The organism is Paraburkholderia sp. GAS206C, assembly GCF_050435645.1.
GTDB classification, from domain to species: Bacteria; Pseudomonadota; Gammaproteobacteria; order Burkholderiales; family Burkholderiaceae; genus Paraburkholderia; species Paraburkholderia phenazinium_B.
In genome coordinates, this window is sequence record NZ_JBNDKR010000004.1 from 39,215 (window position 1) to 55,929 (window position 16,715).

Genomic DNA, 16,715 nt, shown 5'->3' on the forward strand with positions numbered 1-16,715 from the left:
GCATGAAGCTGGGCGCAGCGAAACTCGCCCGTACTTGTCAGAACACGCGAAAAGAACCATATCACCTGCTCGCTTTTACTTTCTTTTGACTGAATGAAAAACGACCGGATCCCGATACCCAGGATCCTTTAACCGTTCTCCGCTACCGCGCCGCCTTACTGCCCCAGGACGCCGTGAACCTCGTCGACAAAACTGCGCCATTCCGCCCGCATTTCGAGTAACCGGCGACGGCCGATGCCGGTCAGCGAGTAATACTTGCGCGGCGGTCCCGAGGCCGATTCGACCGTATAGGTCGACACCCACGCCTCGGCCTGCAGACGCCGCATCAACGGATAGATCGTGCCCTCGCCCACCTCCATCGCAAGCGAGAGTGTCGATGCCAGTTCATAGGCGTAACTATCCCCGCGGGCCAGAACAGCCAGCACGCACATATCGAGCGCCCCTTTCTTCAATTGCGTTTTCATCTATGTCCGGAGGAATAATGCATAACAAGGAACCTTGCTATGCATAATACATGAGCCGGGCCGAAACGCCTGTTGCAACTGGGCGTGACAGTATCAGCCTCTATTTGTTTATGCAAGGTACCGATCAAAAATCATGCATACGGTCTGCTTACGGAAGATTAACAAGACTTTCGGGCGATGGCGTATCCGCTCATCCTCTTCCGAGGATGGTTGGGGACGCTAACCATCCCATCCGAAAGTTTTTCTATTTCCTAAGGCAAGATTTGCTCGATAGTCGATGAACGGCAGAGGCGTCATACTCCGTCGTCAAAACACGCCCCACTCAAGGACCAGGCAAATGAATCGACGAGCCGTAAGCCTCATGACGATCACCGCTATTGCATGCACGATCGCGACCGCCAGCCACGCAGCGGACGATCAGAAAGACAGAATAAAAACCGCGGTCGACCACGCCATGGCACCCGTCATCGCGCACAACGGCATTCGCGGCATGGCGGTCGGCATCGTCGATGGCGATGAGCACTACGTGTTCAACTATGGCGTGGCCTCGACGGAGACAGGAAAACCGGTGACGAACGAAACCTTGTTCGAGCTCGGTTCGGTCAGCAAGACGTTGACGGCGACATTAGCGTCGTACGCGCAGGTTCGCGGCTATCTGTCTCTGTCTGACCCGACGAGCAGGTTCCTGCCGTCGCTGCAGAACAGCCCCTTCGGCAACGTGACGCTCCTCAATCTGGGCACGCACACTCCCGGCGGCCTCCCCTTGCAGGTGCCCGACAACATCAGCAACAATGAACAGTTGATGCAGTATTTCAAGGCGTGGCAACCGGCCTACGCGCCTGGTACCCATCGGACTTACGCCAATCCCAGCATCGGAACACTCGGTTTGATCGCGGCAAAAAGCATGGGGCAAGATTTTGACGGGCTGATGCAAGGTCAGCTGTTTCCCGCGCTCGGCATGAAAGACACCTACATCAAGGTACCTGCGGCGAAAATGCCCGACTACGCGCAGGGCTACGCAAAAGATGGCGCACCGATCAGGATGGCGCCAGGCGTGCTGTCTTCTGAGGCATACGGTATCAAGACGACCGCCGCGGACATGAATCGCTTTGTCGAAGCCAACATGAATCTGATTCGTGTGAACGAAAAACTGCAACACGCGATTGCCAATACGCACATTGGCTACTTCAAGGCAGGGCCCATGACACAGGACCTGATCTGGGAACAGTATCCGTACCCGGTCACGCTCGAGTCGCTTCTGTCCGGCAATTCGCCGGCGATGATCTTTAACGCAACGCCGGTTACCGAAATAAAGCCACCGCAAGAACCACAAAACAATGTCTGGATCAACAAAACCGGCTCGACGAACGGCTTTGGAGCCTACATTGCCTTCATTCCGCAGAAGCGACTGGGGATCGTGATTCTCGCCAACAAGAACTTCCCGATTGATGAACGAGTCACCGCCGCATACCGGATTCTCACCTCGCTGGAGAACAGCGAACGTTGAGAGCTTTCGCCGCGGCCTTCTCATCCTGAAGAGATACCATGAATTCACCCATAGCATTCAAGGCGGCTGAGCAAACCATGTGGCGACTAGTGCAGCGCTACACAGGTCGGGTGGGATATCGGCGCGGTGTGAAATCCGAAGGGCTATCGCTGAGTCCGCCGGTCATTGACTGCTCCGGATGGACCACCCTGCTCCTGACGCAGGCCATGCAGGCGGAAAACGAAGCGGCGGCCCGGGCAGTGTTCAGCGCGGACGACATGCTGGCGTTGCATGCCTGGTCGGATCGGATCATCGAGGAGATTGGGACACGCACGGGGTTCATTCTTGAGGCACGCAAGATCACAGCCGACACCTTCCCTCGATACGCCACGATTGGGCTGAAAATGGGTGAGCCCGAGTGGGCAAACAACCATCCCCGCTCACGCGGAATCACCCACATCGTTCAGGTGGTGTGCAGCCCGGAGGACAGTGCACAGTTCGTTTCGGAGTCCTACGGCGGATCCGTCTCTCCGGGGATAAGCCTCACGCCGCTGACGGGGTGGCTTGCTTCATCAGAAAACCATCTCCGGGCCGGCGAAATGTGGGTTGTCGACCCTTTCCGGCTGGCCTCGAAAGCTCAAGGCTGAAAGACAGCGATGTTGTCCTTCAACCACTCCGTCAACGATCGCGGCGCTTTTCCCGTGAGTTCCTCGACCGTCGACGTCGTCTCTCCCAGCACAGACTCGCGGAACATCTGATCAAGGCCCAGCAGCAGATCGACCGCAAAAGGAGGATGCCCCGCTGCGAGCAAGACCTCTCGTTGTTGTGCAGGAGTGCGATTAATGTAGGTAACCGATCTATCGAGCAGGCGCGACAGTTCCTCGGCAACCTGCGCCATGGTCCATGCCCGAGGACCGGTCAGGTGGTACGCGCGCTGCGATTCGGGTTCGATATCTTCCAGCAGGGCAACGCGCGCGACGTCGGCTATGTCGCGCGTATCGATGAAATTCGCACGCCCTTCCTTTGCCGCGCCGCCCCACGAACCGGCGGCCACACCCGCGCCCGCATACTTGAGAAGATAAACAAAAGCACTGGGGCGCAAAACAGTAGACGCTACCGGTTGATGCGCCAGGTGCGCCTCGATCTGCATGTGCCAGGCAAACGGAATCAGTCGGCTGGCGGGCCCAAGGGCGGACAGCTTGACGATATGCCGGACACCCGCGGCAACGGCGGCATCGATCAATGCAATCTCGTTGTCGACCTGCCGGCCCGAGGTGCCTTGCGAGATGAACAACCGGTCGACACCACGCAACGCTTCCCGCAGGGTGTCCGGGCGTTCAAAGTCGACACCAACCGCCGTCGCACCGGCAGGCAATCGTGCGCCATCGGGCTGGCGCGTGAGCGCCACGAGTTCAACCGGATCGGCGGCGAGCAACGTGCTCAACGCCAAACCAACGCGACCTGTGGCCCCGGCAATGGCGATCCGCGGCTTCTGTGTATTCGGGACTGGATGACTGGACATATCGGTGCCTTTTGGAGGTATCATGGAACGAACGATCCAAATATCTTGGAACGATCGTTCCCATAATGGAATGATCGTTCCTGATTGTCAACCTGTTTTGTCAACGAGGACCGAGTGAGCGGAAAACCGCAATATGACGAAGCCGCAGTCATCGACGCGGCACTGGAAGTTTTCTGGCGCCACGGCTATGCGGCTGCGTCGATCAATGATCTTTCGGAAGCCACGGGTCTGTCCCGATCGAGCCTTTATCAACGCTTCCAGGACAAGGACGGCCTGTTCCAGGTGGTGCTTGCGACCTACACGGACCGGGTGCTAAGGAGGATGAATTCGACCGAGGGCAGCACAGGACGCGCTCGCCTCGAAGCATTGCTGCGTGGACTTCTGCCGGGCGTCCGGCAACGCCCTCCGGGCTGCCTGCTGGCGAGGAGTTGTGCCGAACTCGTCGACCTGTCCGAAGCAGGACAACAGGCAGCCGTCGTCGGCATGAACGCGCAGCGCGAGATGTTGGCGAATCTGTTGCGCGAAGCGATCGCGAATGGCGAATTGCAAGCTGACGCGGATGTCGATGCCCTGGCCTGGCACTTTCTCGGTGTTTCCCAGGCAGTGCTTAACCTGCCTCAGGCGGGCGCAAGTACAGACACCCTGGACCGTATGATCGACCTCGCCATGCTGGCGTGGCCGAGCGCGCGTGTAGCCAGAAAGCAAGCCGCAGCTCGAGGCAAAAACAAACCTCGAACAGCGCCTCGCCGACCCAGTTGAACGCAGGGCATTCCAGCGTAAAAAGCTGGCCACCGGTGTGCCTCACAGCACACCGGTGGCCTTCGTCTTTACTACGGCTACGCTAGTTCACGATCGGACATGGCACCCAGCGCCGGATCGCTAGTGCCTGCGGCGGCGCTCTGGTGAGCGAGGCCGCTGCCCATCGCCGGATCGCTGATGCTCGGCCGGCCGGTTTCGACGCGGCCCGCGAAGCGCCGCGTGAAACCGCTCGCAGTGGCCGTGAAGTCGTACCAGCCGCCGAGTGCCGCCATTTCCCAACGCTGCACGGTCGACCGGCGGGGCGGCACGAATAGCGTCTGCGGACGCAGGAACGCGCTCGCATAGGCATTGGCCGCCAGCGTCACCTGCACGTCTTTCGAACCGTTGTTGGTAAAAGTCGCCGACACCGCACCGGTCAGCGCCTCGTAGCCAACCTCGATTTCCACCTGTGCGCCCGTGAGCGCGTTGCCGCTGAACTGGCGCACGAAGCCGTTCGGCCCATACACCCACAGGTTGTAATTGCCGCTCGTGCTGGCGGTCCATGCGCTGTCGTGCAACTGCTTGCCGGCTTCGACGGTATAGCGCCGCGGGATCGTACTGAGATTGTTCTGGTCATAGACATGGAATACCGCGCCCTGCTTGCCGGTATTGCTGAACAACAGCTCGATCGTGCCGTTCGGCGACACGCGCGCGTTGGTGTGCAACTCATAGGGCAGCGCACGCGACGGCCGGAACCCGGGTTCCTGGAACAGCGGCTCGGGGGAGCTCGGCGGCGTGACCGCCGGCAGCGCCTGCTGCGCAGCGTCGAAGGCCGCGGTGTTGGCGGTGCTCGGCAGCCGCGAATAGGTAGAAGCATTCGCGTCCGGACGCCGGAAGTCGAAGCAGCCGGTCAGATCGCCTGTGATCGCGCGGTTCCACGGGCTCACGCTCGATACCGTAATACCGAAGCGCTTCTCCAGGAACATCGCCATCGACGTGTGCGAGAACACTTGCGAATTGACCCAACCGCCGGCGCTCCACGGGGAGATGACGAACATCGGTACGCGTCCGCCCAGGCCCCACGGCCGCACCGAACCGCTGATCGTGTCGGCGGATTCCAGATAGGTCGAATACAGTGCGGGTGTCGTTGCAAAATACTCACCGGCTAGCGGCAGCGTCGAGCCACCCATGACGTTGCCGCTCGCGTCGTAAGACGGCACCGCTGGGCGCAGCGCGTGATCGAAGACGCCGTCTTCCTCGTCGTAGGTGATGAAGAACGCGGTCTGGCTCCAGACGGCCGGATTGGCCGTCAGCGCGTCCAGCACCTGCGAGATGAAATTCGCGCCGTCGCTCGGGAAGTAGCTCGGGTGCTCGGAGACGTTCGGCGTCGGCAGGATCCACGAGACCTGCGGCAGCGAGCCGCTCTTCACGTCGTTCGCGAACGACGTCACAAAATCGGGGCTGCCGGTCATGCCGTTGTTGTAGATGGTCGAGCCCGGCTGTGCAGTACGGAAGCTTTCGAATGCGAGGCAGCCGTGCAGCAGGCCACCCCAGTTGTTGTTCGGATCCTGGTAGATCTTCCACGTCACGCCGGCCTGCTGCAACAGTTCCGGCAGCGTCGGCCACGTGAATGCCGTGCCGCCATAGGTGTACTGATACGGCGGGGTCGTGGCCGAAATCGTGCCCCCGACCGAGCAGCGCACGTTGGTCGCTTCGGCGTTGGCATCGGTCGAATTGATGCCGCTGCTGCCAAGCTGCGGATTGAAGTTCGAGCCAGAGAAAAACGCGATGCGGTTCGGATCGGTCGGCGCGGTCAACTGGCAGTGATACGCGTCGCACAGCGTGAAGGCTTCGGCCAGCGCGAAGTGAAACGGAATATCGGCGCGCTCGTAGTAGCCCATCGAGTACTGCGACTTCCAGTACGGCCAGTGGCCAAATTGCCCCTGGCTCCACGCCGCCTGCCCGGTGCCATAGTCGTGCGGACAGTCGGCCACACCCATCGCGTTCATCGTCGCTGTATTGAGGTGAAACGGCGGGATCACCGTGGTAGTGCTTGCACCAGGCGCTGACGACGCCTCCTGCCACACCGTCTGGCCGTTCGGCAGCGTGACCGGGAAGCGATCGCCAAAACCGCGCACGCCCTTGAGCGTGCCGAAGTAGTGATCGAAGGAGCGGTTCTCCTGCATCAGGATCACCACATGCTTGATGTCCTCGATCGTACCGGAACCATAGTTGGCCGGAATCGCAAGCGCCTTGCGAATCGATGCCGGCAGGATCGTGGTGGCCGCCAGTGCGCCAGCGGTGTTCACCGAGCGGCGCAGAAAGTTGCGGCGGGAGTCGTTGTGCTGGGTGGACGGAGTCGGGGTGTCGTCGTTCTGTTCGATTTCGCTCATCACGTGTCTCGACGTAGTAGGGACGGGCAGCACCCGGCACTCCGGGCCAGCGTGGCTTGCCGGCGGATTACGGGGCGCAGTCAGGACCGGGAGCGCTGTCGTGCTCGACGCTGGGTGGAAAGGCTGCCGCGCCCGATCTCCTGTTCAGGTTACGAGGCCTTCGTGACAGATGAGTGAAGTTTATTTATCGAATATGTTTCCACTTTTGAACATTATTCAATTTTGCTTCCACCGCCCTTCCCTTCAGTAACGCTTCAGCGACAGGACATCGAAGGTGTGGCGAATGGTATCCACGGAGCGCTCGTAATCCGCTAGCGCGAGACAGGCAATCAGCGTGTCGACGATCGCGAGTTGCGCGATCCGGCTTGCCATCGCCTCGGTGCGAAAGTGCGTCTCGCGCGCCATGGTCGTGAGCACGATGTCGGAATACGCGTGGATGGGCGAGCGCCCGAAGTTGGTGATGCAGATCGTGCGCGCGCCCGCTTCCTTCGCCAGCCGGGTGCTGGCAACCGTCTCGTGGGTGGCGCCTGAATGCGAGATGGTCAGCGTGGCAACACTCGAATCGCACAGCGACGCACTCACCGCCTGGATATGCGGGTCGACCGCGACGCGCGCATCGAGACCGATGCGCAGCAGCCGGTAATGCGCGTCCTCGGCGATCGGCGCCGAGCTGCCGACACCGTAGATTTCGACGCGCTTCGCACTGCGAATCGCCATGACGGCCTGCTCGAGCGCATGCACGTCGAGAGTCGCTTCGGTTTCGTGCAACGCCTGGACGTTCGAACTGAAGATCTTCGCAACCACGGCCGCCGTGCTATCGCCGCGCGCCACGTCCTCGTGAATCAGTTGCACCGGCTGCACGATTTCCTGCGCGAGCACGATTTTCAGCTGCAGGAAACCCTTTGCACCGAGCGTCTTGCAGAAACCTACCACGCTGCCTTCGCTCGCGCCGACGCGCTCGGCCACTTCGCTGACCGACATATGCACGACTTCGTGCGGGTATTCGCGGATGAAATCCGCAATGCGCCGGCTCGCGGCGCCATAGGTCGGATAAAGCTGTTCGATGCGCGACAGGATGGCCGACACGGTGATCGCGTCGGCCCGCGCTGCTGGGTTGTTTGCCACACGGTTTCCTTGCAGGGGGCGTCGATAGTGCAAGTATGCCCCCGACAATACAACGCATCACTTCGGGTGGTAGCCGTCGTTTAACGTGCCGATAAACGCGATGATGTCCTGGATATCCTGATCCGTCATCGCAGGCTTGTCGGTCGGCTTGACATCGAATGGCGCGTCGGCGAAGTCGATGTTGGGCTGGTATTGCTTGGGCACATCGTCGAACATCACCACCTTGCCCGACGCATCGTGCGAGTAGATCTTCTCGGGATTGGTATTGCGCAGGTTGTAGAAGTCCATCACGTGCTTCAGGTCGTGATAGACGCCGTTGTGGAAGTAGATGTGGCGTGCTGCACTATTGCGTAGCGTCGGCGTGAGGAACATCGAGCAATACTGCGTTTGCTGCGCCAGATCCTTGCGGATCGGACCGCACAAGCCGATGTCGAAGGCCTTCGGATCGCGGTTCTGCGCCAGCTCAGGGTTGCGCGGTACAGCAAGCGCTTCGTATTGCGTGTCGGTGAAAAGCGGCGGCAGGTTGTCCGCAGTCGGCGCACTCAGGTGGCAGCCGGCGCAGTTGGCCTTCTTCGGATCGTTGAACAGATGCAGGCCTCGCAGTTCCGTTTGCGTCAGACGTGCCTTGCCTTGCAGCCAGTAGTCATACTTGCTGGTGAACGCGTGGAACGACGGTTCCTCGAACTGATAGCGGCCCACTGCGAACATGGCTTCTGCCGTGAAGCGTTGCGGATCCTTGAGGATCTGCGGACCGAAAAGCTTTTCGAATGTTTTGACGTAAGGCGCCTTGGCAAGTTTGGCGGCCACGTCCTCCACGTTTGTATTGGCCATTTCGTTCGGATCGAGCAGCGGTCCGATGGCCTGTTTTTGCAACGTATCGGCACGGCCATCCCAGAACAGGCCGCCCTGCGGCACCATCGCCGGAGCAGCGGGCGCGAGGCCCGCGACCTTGTCCGCACGCTGCACGCCCTTCGCGGCCGAGGCAAGCGCAGCGAAATCGGGCGGCGCCTCGGCATCCGCCGCATCAGGCCCGATGCTGAAAACCGCCTGACGGTACAGGTAGGCGAGCGAAGGCGGCGGACGGTAGCCCGGCCGGTCCAGATGCGGACCGCCCAGCTGCACGGACAGATCGTTTGGCGGTCCGTACGAATGCGCCGGGCTGTGGCACGACGCACACGACTGCTTGCCCGACGCGGACAACGACGTGTCGTAGAAAATCTGCTGGCCAAGTTGGGCGACAGCACTCAGAGGAGCAGACGGCGGCAAAACCAGTTGCACCGGATGCGGGTTCGCGCCGGTGATACCTCCCACGAATTCACCTACGGTGTCGGGCATCTGCTCGGGGTAGGCGAACGCGTAGCCGACCAGGCCCGCGACGGCTAGCAGCACGACCACACATCCTGCCAACAGGGGCCCGCGGCCGCGTGGCCTGCTTTGTCCGGGTGGCTGGGGGGCAATGGTTGATCCGGCTGATGGCGAAGTGGACTGTGGACTCGTAGACATGTGAATGTAGTGAGAAACGCAGAGGTATCAAAAACGCATAGGGCCCGGCCTAAGCCGGGCCTCTCCAAAAACACTCGTCCCGGTAGCGTGAGCTACCGGGACGTGAACCGGCTATAAAGCGTGCCGGCTTATGCTGCTTAGACTGCCGGTGCCACTGAGGATGCGGCCGCCGGCGGCGTGGCAACCTTCGTACCCAGGTTCTGATCGAGGAACAGCGTCGGATTCGGCGTCGTCGTCGAGAAGTTGAACAGGCTCATGATGCTGCCTGCGCTGGCATCGTTCGAACCCTGGCCGATACGCGTACCATTCAACCAGTTGTCTTCGATGAAGCGCACCACCGATGCCTGTGTGATCAGCGTATGGTCGACGTAGTTCGGCTTGGCATACGGCGAGATCACGAGCAACGGAATGCGCGTACCCGGGCCGCAGCGGCCGTTCACTGCACCACCGTTGATACCCACGCCCTGCACCGCGCCCGTCGCGTTACACACACCGGCGCTGACGATCTGGTCGGCACCCGTCACGCTACGTTCGTTGTCCGAGCTATTACCGGCGCTTTCCACCGTGGTGCTGTCGAACGACGAGGTCGTCGGCGTAGCGAACTGGTGGTCGTACCAGCCGTCCGAATCGTCATAGGTAACGATAACGGCGGTGTTCTTCCAGTCCGGCTGCTGCTCGAGGAAGTTCACCACGCTGGTCACGAAGGCCTGCTCGTCGAGCGGATCGGAATTACCTGGGTGCGCATCGGCAATCGAAGGTGCCTTCAGGAAGCTGACCGACGGATAGTTGCCGGCGTTCACAGCGGCAAAGAAGTCGTCCACGTCGTACTGGTGGTGCACCGGCGTCGCCGTGCTATCCAGCGGATCGGTATGACCGATCACCGAAACCGAACTCGGACGCGTGTGCGCCAAGTTCTGCGTGCTCGCGTAGTACTGGAACCACGCATGATGCTGAACGTAATCGGCTTCGTTCGCGCCTAACACGCTCGAGAAGGTCGTCCGCTTGCAGCCCGTCGTACCGTTCGGGTTGACCGTGGTCAGGTTGAACCCGCCCATGAAGCCGCCCCAGGTGATGTTGGCCGAATTCAACAGATCGCCAATGTTCTTCGAGGTCATCGTTGCCGTCGCCGTCGAAGCCGAATCGGCCGCAACTGTACAGGCATCGCCAGTCGGATCCAGGTCACCGATCAGCGTCCAGCCGCCCTGCAGGTCATAGACCACGTTGGACGACGGATTGGCCGACGCGCTGGCCGCTACCACCGCGCCGTTTTTCGTAACCACGGCACCATTGTGCTGGCCCGACACCACGGCGATCGCGCCCGGCGTCGAAGGACCGTACGTGTCCGTGTACATGTTGTCGCTCATCGCGAAGTTCTGCGCGTAGTTCCACAGAGCCGTCACGGTATTGCCGTCGTAGTAACCCATTACGAGGCCGAGCGTGCCGAATTCACCAGTCGTGCCCGTCGCGTTGTTACCCGTGTTGAGCGGGAACAGGTCCATCTTGCCGTTGTCGGAAGCGAGCTGTTCCGCCGTGTAGCCGTGGTTCTGACCTTCCGTGCCGGCCTGGGTACGGTCGAGGCGGAACGGATTGATATTGGTGCCAGCCGGGTTCGCCGTGTTGGAGACCGTGGGATTCGCAGTGAGCAGCGCCGTCGTCAGACCGTTGACCGTCGGCGTGCCGGCTGCCGCGGTGAACGTCGGTTCGCCCGAGGGGTTCGTTGCGTTCGGGTAAGTGCCGAAGTAGTGGTCGAAGGATTCGTTCTCACCGAAGATCACGACGACGTGCTTGATCGGCGTCGCGGTATTCAGTGCATCCTCTGCCGACGGCGCTGGCGTGTTGTGGCTGCTGCTGCCGCAAGCCGCCAGCGTCAGCATCGTCACCGCCAACGAAATCGGCAACAGGGGTTTTCTACGTAACATATGGGGCGCTCCGGATATTCTGCGACGGATCCATCGTTTGGGGATAGGAAGCCGCTTTGTTAAAGGAGTACAGCGTGTTATCAGCTCGATTACGCCGACGCATTGGAGCATTCGAATATGAACGTTTTATAAACGCACTGAAAGATACGTACCCGAAGCGGACGATTGGCTGAAATCACAGGTAATCGGAAGTTCATCGAAAGCATTTTGTATTATTTCGGTTGTGCGAACCGGCTGGGCCTTGATTCACCTGCATCGCACGCACAAGCTGCGTGCACTCGCAAAGGCAACCGGATACAGGGCAGCGGCCCGCTCTTTTTCCAGGCGAGTTTTAGCCTGGTTTATTACGAAATTGTGATCGACAGATCCGGATTAATCGAAGACAGTATTTCGTCAATTCCGTGAATCGCCGGCGCTGGCCGGTCAACGAACGCGCCGCCGCGCGACATGGCATACCGCAGATGAACAACGACCGCTTTCCGGTATCAGTTAAAGGCGTGGCATTCAGCGCGCCCGGCCAGGTCATCCTGCTGCTGAACGAGCGGCAGGAGTGGGAGCTGCCCGGCGGCCGGCTTGAAGTGGGCGAAACTCCCGAGCAGGCCGTTGCCCGGGAGTTCGAAGAAGAGCTGGCGGCAACCGTCACGCCCTGCAGGATTCTCGATAGCTACCTGTTCGAAGTGATCCCCGAGCGCTTTGTATTTATCGTGACGTATGGATGCCGGATCGAAGGGACGTTCTCGCCTTCGATCAGCGAAGAGCATTTGCAGGTGGGGACCTTCGACGTGGATGCATTGCCGGAGCCGCTTCCCTCGGGTTACCGCCGCTCGATTCTTGCGTGGCACGCGCAAATCTAGTTTCAGATCACGTCGACCGGCGCGCGCCACGTTTGCGGACTGCTCCACGACAGACGTTTCAGACGAGCGTGATCCGGGTTCGCGGCACGATGTTTGAACGCATCGCCAATTGCACCACGCGGCGACACTGTCCGGCCGCCGGCATTGAGCCGTCTGACGATTTCGGCAAGCGTGCCGTCGGCCTGCCACTCGTCAAAGCGACGCACGCAGGTCGGGCGTGATGGATACCGGCCGGGCAGCCTGGACCAGCCATGCCCGGTCGATAGTCCCCACAGCACCGCATTGACCACGGTGCGCGGCTCCACTCGCCGTCTTCCTGAGCGCTCGGGCGGCACCACTTCGTTGCAGAACAATCCCTCGATCAGGGCCCATTCGCTGTCGGTCAACTCCTCAAACTGGCTCATGTCGTTTACTCCAGCCAGACGCCGTCGAACCGGTGGCTTCCGAGCGGCGAAAATACGAGCCCTCTCACGCGCTTCGATGCAGGCAACGACACGATCGAATGTGCGATCGGCGTATAAGGCACCTGCTGCTTGAAGATTACCTGGGCCTGCTCATAAAGCGTCGTGCGTACTGCGGTGTCGGAACTCGAGCGCGCCTTGACGATCAAGGCATCGAAGCTGGGATCGCACCACTTCGACACGTTGCTGCCGTGCACCGCATCGCAACCGAGCAAGGTGCCGAGCCAGTTGTCGGGGTCGCCATTGTCGCCCGACCAGCCGTAGAGGATCGCGTCGTGCTCACCGCCCTGCTTCGCGCGGCGATTGTATTCACCCCACTCGTAGCTGACGATTCTGGCGCGCACGCCGATGTTCGCCCAATCCTGCTGGATGAGTTGCGCCATCAACTGCGCATTCGGGTTGTAGGGACGCTGCACCGGCATCGCCCACAGCGAGATGTCGAAACCGTTCGGGAAGCCCGCCTGCGCCAGCAATGTCTTCGCCTTCGCGGGATCGTACGGCGCATCCTTTAACTGTTTGTCGTACGACCATTGGGACGGTGGCATCGGATTGGTCGCGATGGTCGCGTTGCCTGCGAAAACGGCCTTGATAATGGCGGGCTTATCGATCGCCATATCGAGCGCGCGCCGCACTTCGACGCGGTCCAGCGGCGTGTGCTGCGTGTTGTACGCAACAAAGCCTACATTGAAGCCCACGCCTGTAATCAAGGTCAGGTCGGGGTTGCGTTTGATCACCTCCAGATCCGCGGGACGTGGGTACACCGACACCTGGCATTCGCCGCTCGCGAGCTTCTGGGCCCGCACACCTGGGTCGGGCGTAATGGCAAAGATCAGGTGCGCGAGTTTCACGTCTTCCGGGCGCCAATAGTCGGGATTCGCGTCGTAACGGATCAGGGCATCCTTCTGATAGGAACGGAACACGAACGGACCGGTGCCAACCGGCAACTGGTTGATATCGGCCTCGCGATGCGCAGCGCTCAGTTGTGCTGCGTATTGTGCGGACAGAATCGATGCGAAGCTCATCGCGACATTGCGCACGAAGATCACGTCCGGCTGTTTTAGCTGGAAGCGCACCGTGTAGTCGTCCACTTTGTCGATCCGCGCGAGGTTCCTGTCGAAGCCCAGATCGCTGAAATACGGGAAACTCGTCGGATAAGCCCGGCGAAACGGATCGTCGGGATTGAGCATGCGGTTGAAAGTGAACAGCACGTCATCCGCGTCGAAATCGCGAGTGGGCTTGAACCACGCCGTCGTATGAAACTTCACACCATGCCGCAGATGAAACGTGTACGTCCGCTGATCTTCGGACACGTCCCAGCTCGTCGCGAGCGCTGGCTCGAGGTCGAGCGTGCCGGGGCGAAATTCCACCAGTTCGTTGTAGACCGCGCTGCTGCTGGCGTCGAAATCGGTACCGGTTGTGTGCTGGCCCGGGTCGAACCCAGCCGGACTGCCCTCAGTGCAGAACACCAGGGTCTTGCTGCCGGCTGCATACGCCGGCGCGGCAACCGGCAGTGTCGCCGTCAACAGGCTGAATGATGCGATGCAGAGGGATATGGACGCAAGCGCAACGCGCCGCACAGCAAGCGCTGATTTTTTCAAGGAACGGTTGATCATTGATAGGTTGGGTAGAAAACGCTACAGGTACTTCTCGAACAGATATCCCGGCGGCTGGTCCTCACCGAAGTCGTGTGCGGACAGCAAGGTATAGCCATTGGTCTGATACAGCGCAATGGCCTCTGGCTGACGCGGTCCGGTGCTGAGGAACACGCGCGTATAACCCAGACGAACCGCATGCGCCTCCAGTTCGATGAGAATGCGCCGTGCGAGACCCTGACGCCGATGCTTGCGGCTCGCCCAGATGCGTTTGAACTCGGTAGTGCCCGGGTCGGCATGGCGCATGAACGCGCCACCCGCTATGGCCTGCCCGTCTCGCAGCAAAAGCAGGAACGCACCGTACGGCGGCGCGAAAGCCTCCACGGGATAGCGCTCCATCTCTCTCGCGATCTCGTCGGTGTCGATCAGACCCGCGTAACGACTGCTGTATTCGTAGGCGAGCTCTTCGAAAAGAGGACGCGCCAACGGGTCGTTCCCCAAAACATAAATGAGGCGGTCGTCGGGCACGGTGTGAATCTGTGTCGGAACAGTGGCAACGGATGTGGCTTGGGCTTGTGTCATAAGGTCAATCAATCGATACGGCAATATGTGTGGCTGCTACGCCGCGACAGGTTCTCGTGCGGCCTCGGGCCGCCAGCCCAGTTCAGGTGCGATGCGAATCACGAAGTCCTCGAGGATCTGCTGATAGTTCTCAAACGGAAGGTCGTAGGGCAATTCGAGGCGCAGTTCGCGAACCTGTCCAACGACCGGATCTTCAAGCAGGCGCGCGACGATCTCGTCTGCAGTACCAACCAGATCGGGCGCAAACAAGGTGCGGCGCTCGCCATGCGCAGTCAAAGTGCGTGCGTGGCGTCCCTCGGCGAACTCTCGATATCGTTGCCGCGTCCTGGCATCGGCGCCATCGGTCGGCACGATCACGCGGCCCAGCGCGATACGCGGCGAGCGCGCTTCGCGCCAGTGCGAGTGGAACAGTTCGAGCTGGCGCAGCTGCGCTTCGCGGTAATCGTCAGTTCCCTCACCGGTTGTGATGTTGCCGATCAGCAGATTGAAGCCATTGCGGCCGGCCCATTCGATCGAGCGTCGCGAACCGCCGCCATACCAGAGCCGCTCGGTGAGACCCGCCGCATAGGGCGTCACGCGAGGCCGCACGCGGCCCGCCGCCGATTCGATGAAGGTGTCTTCCGCGCCGAGCCATTCACCGGCGAGATTGCGGCGCAGACGCTCGACTCGCGCATGTGAGAAGTCGATCAGTTCGGGATTCGCATCGAAAAGCCGTTCACCGAGCAGGATGCCGTGCGCCGGGGCACCTGCGCTGAGCCCGATGTTGAGGCGGCCGCGCGACAGCACATCGACGGTGGCAAGGTCCTCGGCAAGACGAAATGGATTCTCGTAGCCCATCTGGATGACCGCGGTGCCGAGGCCGATCCGCGTCGTACGCTGGCTGGCAGCCGCGAGGAAAGTCGCCGACGAGGAGACCGCTCGTTCCAGGTGGCGCTGACGCACCCACGCGCTGTCGTAGCCAAGCGCCTCGCCGACGCCAAACAGTTCCAGCGTCCGCTCGAAACCGGCGAGCGGCGCATCGTCGGCATAGTTGCCCGGCGTGAGGAAAGCAAGGTGATCAATGCGGACCGCACACATAAATGCCCTCTCTGGTTGTTCTGGCTAGTAAGCGCCTTCGATCACGCATCCGGAAAGCCGGCAGGATTGGTCTCGGAGTGCTCGACGGCCTCTGTTTGCAGGCCCCAGCGCGCGAGCGCCGCGCGATACTGGCCGCCGCGGATCAGCCCATTGGTCGCCGCCGTCAGCGCCGCCGCAAGGCCACTGCCCTTGCGGCTCGCGATCGCGACGTCCGCGTTGTTCGGCCAGCCCGCGTTGACCGTGCCTACCTGGCGGATCTGTCCTTGCGTCGCGGCCTCATAGGCGAGCGTCGGATCTGGATTGAAGATGGCATCGGCGCGGCCCGACAGCAGCGCCAACCGGTTAGCGGCGCTGTCGTCGTAGTACTGCAGGCTCGCCTCTTTCAGCCCATGTGCGGTGTTCCTCTGATTCCATTCGAGCAGGATCCGCTCCTGGATCGTCCCGGAACTGGTGATGATGCGCAGCCCCGCGATATCCTTCGGTTCACGGATCGACCTGATGGCGCTGTCCGACTTCACATAGAACCCATGCAGACCCAGCCTGTACGTCGTAAAGTCGAACTTCTGCTTGCGTTTCTCGGTGACGCCGACGTTCGAGATCACCGCGTCGTATTTACCTGACGCGAGACCCAGCGGCCAGTCGGGCCACGCGACAGGCACCAGCAGCAGACGCAGGCCGAGCGCATCGGCGACGAGCTGCGCGTAATCGGGATCGGAGCCCACGATGCTACGGGCGTCGGTCGCGTACGTCGCGATAGGCGGATCGAACGGCGCTATCGCCACCGTGAGCACGCCTGGCGTCACGAAGCGATAGCCTGCGAGCAGGCGCTGCGCGTCCAGGTCCCTGGGCGCGCGGATACGCTCTTTCTGCTCCGGGCTGAAGTCGTAAACCTGTGTTGCCGCATACGCTGGTTCGGCAGACCATGCAAACGGCAACGCAGCCAGCGCGGCCATCTCCATCATGAACGTCCGTCGGCCGGTCATCAGTGATCCTAAGCCG

16 protein-coding genes are annotated in these 16,715 nt (G+C 61.1%); 5 read left to right on the forward strand and 11 right to left on the reverse strand.

Annotation, left to right across the window (positions count from 1 at the left end; translation table 11 throughout):
- Positions 1–155 precede the first annotated feature (155 nt).
- On the reverse strand, positions 156–464 hold the full coding sequence (locus P3T20_RS12405) for a PadR family transcriptional regulator (RefSeq protein ID WP_074264529.1): 309 nt from the start codon (positions 462–464) through the stop codon (positions 156–158).
- A 337-nt stretch (positions 465–801) separates the two neighbouring features.
- On the opposite strand from P3T20_RS12405, the gene ampC reads away from it, so the two are divergent.
- On the forward strand, positions 802–1,971 hold the full coding sequence (ampC, locus tag P3T20_RS12410) for a class C beta-lactamase (RefSeq protein WP_074264528.1): 1,170 nt from the start codon (positions 802–804) through the stop codon (positions 1,969–1,971).
- Between the two features lie 38 nt (positions 1,972–2,009).
- Positions 2,010–2,597: a hypothetical protein gene (locus P3T20_RS12415; protein ID WP_429286994.1), complete on the forward strand. Its 588-nt coding sequence runs from the start codon at positions 2,010–2,012 to the stop codon at positions 2,595–2,597.
- On the opposite strand, the gene P3T20_RS12420 is transcribed toward P3T20_RS12415, so the two are convergent.
- Positions 2,588–3,472 (reverse strand): SDR family oxidoreductase, encoded by an 885-nt coding sequence (locus P3T20_RS12420; RefSeq protein WP_429286995.1) that lies wholly within the window; start codon positions 3,470–3,472, stop codon positions 2,588–2,590. The two genes, P3T20_RS12415 and P3T20_RS12420, sit on opposite strands and share 10 nt — an antisense overlap.
- Positions 3,473–3,586: 114 nt before the next feature.
- Here P3T20_RS12420 and P3T20_RS12425 point away from each other — a divergent pair, with 114 nt between their 5' ends.
- Complete coding sequence (locus P3T20_RS12425; protein ID WP_429286996.1) at positions 3,587–4,231, forward strand: TetR/AcrR family transcriptional regulator; 645 nt, start codon at positions 3,587–3,589, stop codon at positions 4,229–4,231.
- A 77-nt stretch (positions 4,232–4,308) separates the two neighbouring features.
- Here P3T20_RS12425 and P3T20_RS12430 read toward each other — a convergent pair whose 3' ends face one another.
- The 4 genes from P3T20_RS12430 to P3T20_RS12445 form a co-directional block, all read right to left on the reverse strand.
- Positions 4,309–6,603, reverse strand: coding sequence for a phosphocholine-specific phospholipase C (locus P3T20_RS12430; RefSeq protein ID WP_429286997.1), 2,295 nt, complete (start codon positions 6,601–6,603; stop codon positions 4,309–4,311).
- A 243-nt stretch (positions 6,604–6,846) separates the two neighbouring features.
- Entirely contained in the window at positions 6,847–7,728 is an 882-nt protein-coding gene (locus P3T20_RS12435) for a MurR/RpiR family transcriptional regulator (protein WP_429286998.1), read from the reverse strand.
- 57 nt (positions 7,729–7,785) lie between these two features.
- Positions 7,786–9,231 carry a cytochrome c peroxidase gene (locus P3T20_RS12440; protein ID WP_083611408.1) on the reverse strand — a complete coding sequence of 482 codons (1,446 nt, stop codon included), beginning with the start codon at positions 9,229–9,231 and terminating at the stop codon, positions 7,786–7,788.
- 137 nt (positions 9,232–9,368) lie between these two features.
- On the reverse strand, positions 9,369–11,150 hold the full coding sequence (locus tag P3T20_RS12445; RefSeq protein WP_074264523.1) for a phospholipase C: 1,782 nt from the start codon (positions 11,148–11,150) through the stop codon (positions 9,369–9,371).
- Positions 11,151–11,315: 165 nt separating this feature from the next.
- Here P3T20_RS12445 and P3T20_RS12450 point away from each other — a divergent pair, with 165 nt between their 5' ends.
- Both P3T20_RS12450 and P3T20_RS12455 read left to right on the forward strand, forming a co-directional pair.
- Complete coding sequence (locus P3T20_RS12450) at positions 11,316–11,555, forward strand: hypothetical protein (protein ID WP_143787509.1); 240 nt, start codon at positions 11,316–11,318, stop codon at positions 11,553–11,555.
- A 56-nt stretch (positions 11,556–11,611) separates the two neighbouring features.
- Positions 11,612–12,004: an NUDIX hydrolase gene (locus tag P3T20_RS12455; protein WP_074264522.1), complete on the forward strand. Its 393-nt coding sequence runs from the start codon at positions 11,612–11,614 to the stop codon at positions 12,002–12,004.
- A gap of 2 nt (positions 12,005–12,006) precedes the next feature.
- Here P3T20_RS12455 and P3T20_RS12460 read toward each other — a convergent pair whose 3' ends face one another.
- The 5 genes from P3T20_RS12460 to P3T20_RS12480 form a co-directional block, all read right to left on the reverse strand.
- Complete coding sequence (locus P3T20_RS12460; protein WP_074264521.1) at positions 12,007–12,408, reverse strand: IS5/IS1182 family transposase; 402 nt, start codon at positions 12,406–12,408, stop codon at positions 12,007–12,009.
- A 5-nt stretch (positions 12,409–12,413) separates the two neighbouring features.
- A complete protein-coding gene (locus P3T20_RS12465; protein WP_074264520.1) occupies positions 12,414–14,078 on the reverse strand; it encodes an ABC transporter substrate-binding protein in 1,665 nt (554 codons plus the stop codon).
- A 21-nt stretch (positions 14,079–14,099) separates the two neighbouring features.
- Positions 14,100–14,543, reverse strand: coding sequence for a GNAT family N-acetyltransferase (locus P3T20_RS12470; RefSeq protein WP_254368830.1), 444 nt, complete (start codon positions 14,541–14,543; stop codon positions 14,100–14,102).
- A 132-nt stretch (positions 14,544–14,675) separates the two neighbouring features.
- Positions 14,676–15,716 (reverse strand): LLM class flavin-dependent oxidoreductase, encoded by a 1,041-nt coding sequence (locus P3T20_RS12475; protein ID WP_074264519.1) that lies wholly within the window; start codon positions 15,714–15,716, stop codon positions 14,676–14,678.
- A 41-nt stretch (positions 15,717–15,757) separates the two neighbouring features.
- Positions 15,758–16,699 carry an ABC transporter substrate-binding protein gene (locus P3T20_RS12480; RefSeq protein ID WP_074264518.1) on the reverse strand — a complete coding sequence of 314 codons (942 nt, stop codon included), beginning with the start codon at positions 16,697–16,699 and terminating at the stop codon, positions 15,758–15,760.
- Positions 16,700–16,715 lie beyond the last annotated feature (16 nt).

Coding starts and splice junctions, on each gene's coding strand:
- P3T20_RS12465 (WP_074264520.1), bottom strand. CDS start 14,078: ATGATCAACCGTTCCTTGAAAAAATCAGCGCTTGCTGTGCGGCGCGTT.
- P3T20_RS12430 (WP_429286997.1), bottom strand. CDS start 6,603: ATGAGCGAAATCGAACAGAACGACGACACCCCGACTCCGTCCACCCAG.
- P3T20_RS12475 (WP_074264519.1), bottom strand. CDS start 15,716: ATGTGTGCGGTCCGCATTGATCACCTTGCTTTCCTCACGCCGGGCAAC.
- P3T20_RS12405 (WP_074264529.1), bottom strand. CDS start 464: ATGAAAACGCAATTGAAGAAAGGGGCGCTCGATATGTGCGTGCTGGCT.
- P3T20_RS12445 (WP_074264523.1), bottom strand. CDS start 11,150: ATGTTACGTAGAAAACCCCTGTTGCCGATTTCGTTGGCGGTGACGATG.
- P3T20_RS12455 (WP_074264522.1), top strand. CDS start 11,612: ATGAACAACGACCGCTTTCCGGTATCAGTTAAAGGCGTGGCATTCAGC.
- P3T20_RS12415 (WP_429286994.1), top strand. CDS start 2,010: ATGAATTCACCCATAGCATTCAAGGCGGCTGAGCAAACCATGTGGCGA.
- P3T20_RS12440 (WP_083611408.1), bottom strand. CDS start 9,231: ATGTCTACGAGTCCACAGTCCACTTCGCCATCAGCCGGATCAACCATT.
- P3T20_RS12420 (WP_429286995.1), bottom strand. CDS start 3,472: ATGTCCAGTCATCCAGTCCCGAATACACAGAAGCCGCGGATCGCCATT.
- ampC (WP_074264528.1), top strand. CDS start 802: ATGAATCGACGAGCCGTAAGCCTCATGACGATCACCGCTATTGCATGC.
- P3T20_RS12480 (WP_074264518.1), bottom strand. CDS start 16,699: ATGACCGGCCGACGGACGTTCATGATGGAGATGGCCGCGCTGGCTGCG.
- P3T20_RS12460 (WP_074264521.1), bottom strand. CDS start 12,408: ATGAGCCAGTTTGAGGAGTTGACCGACAGCGAATGGGCCCTGATCGAG.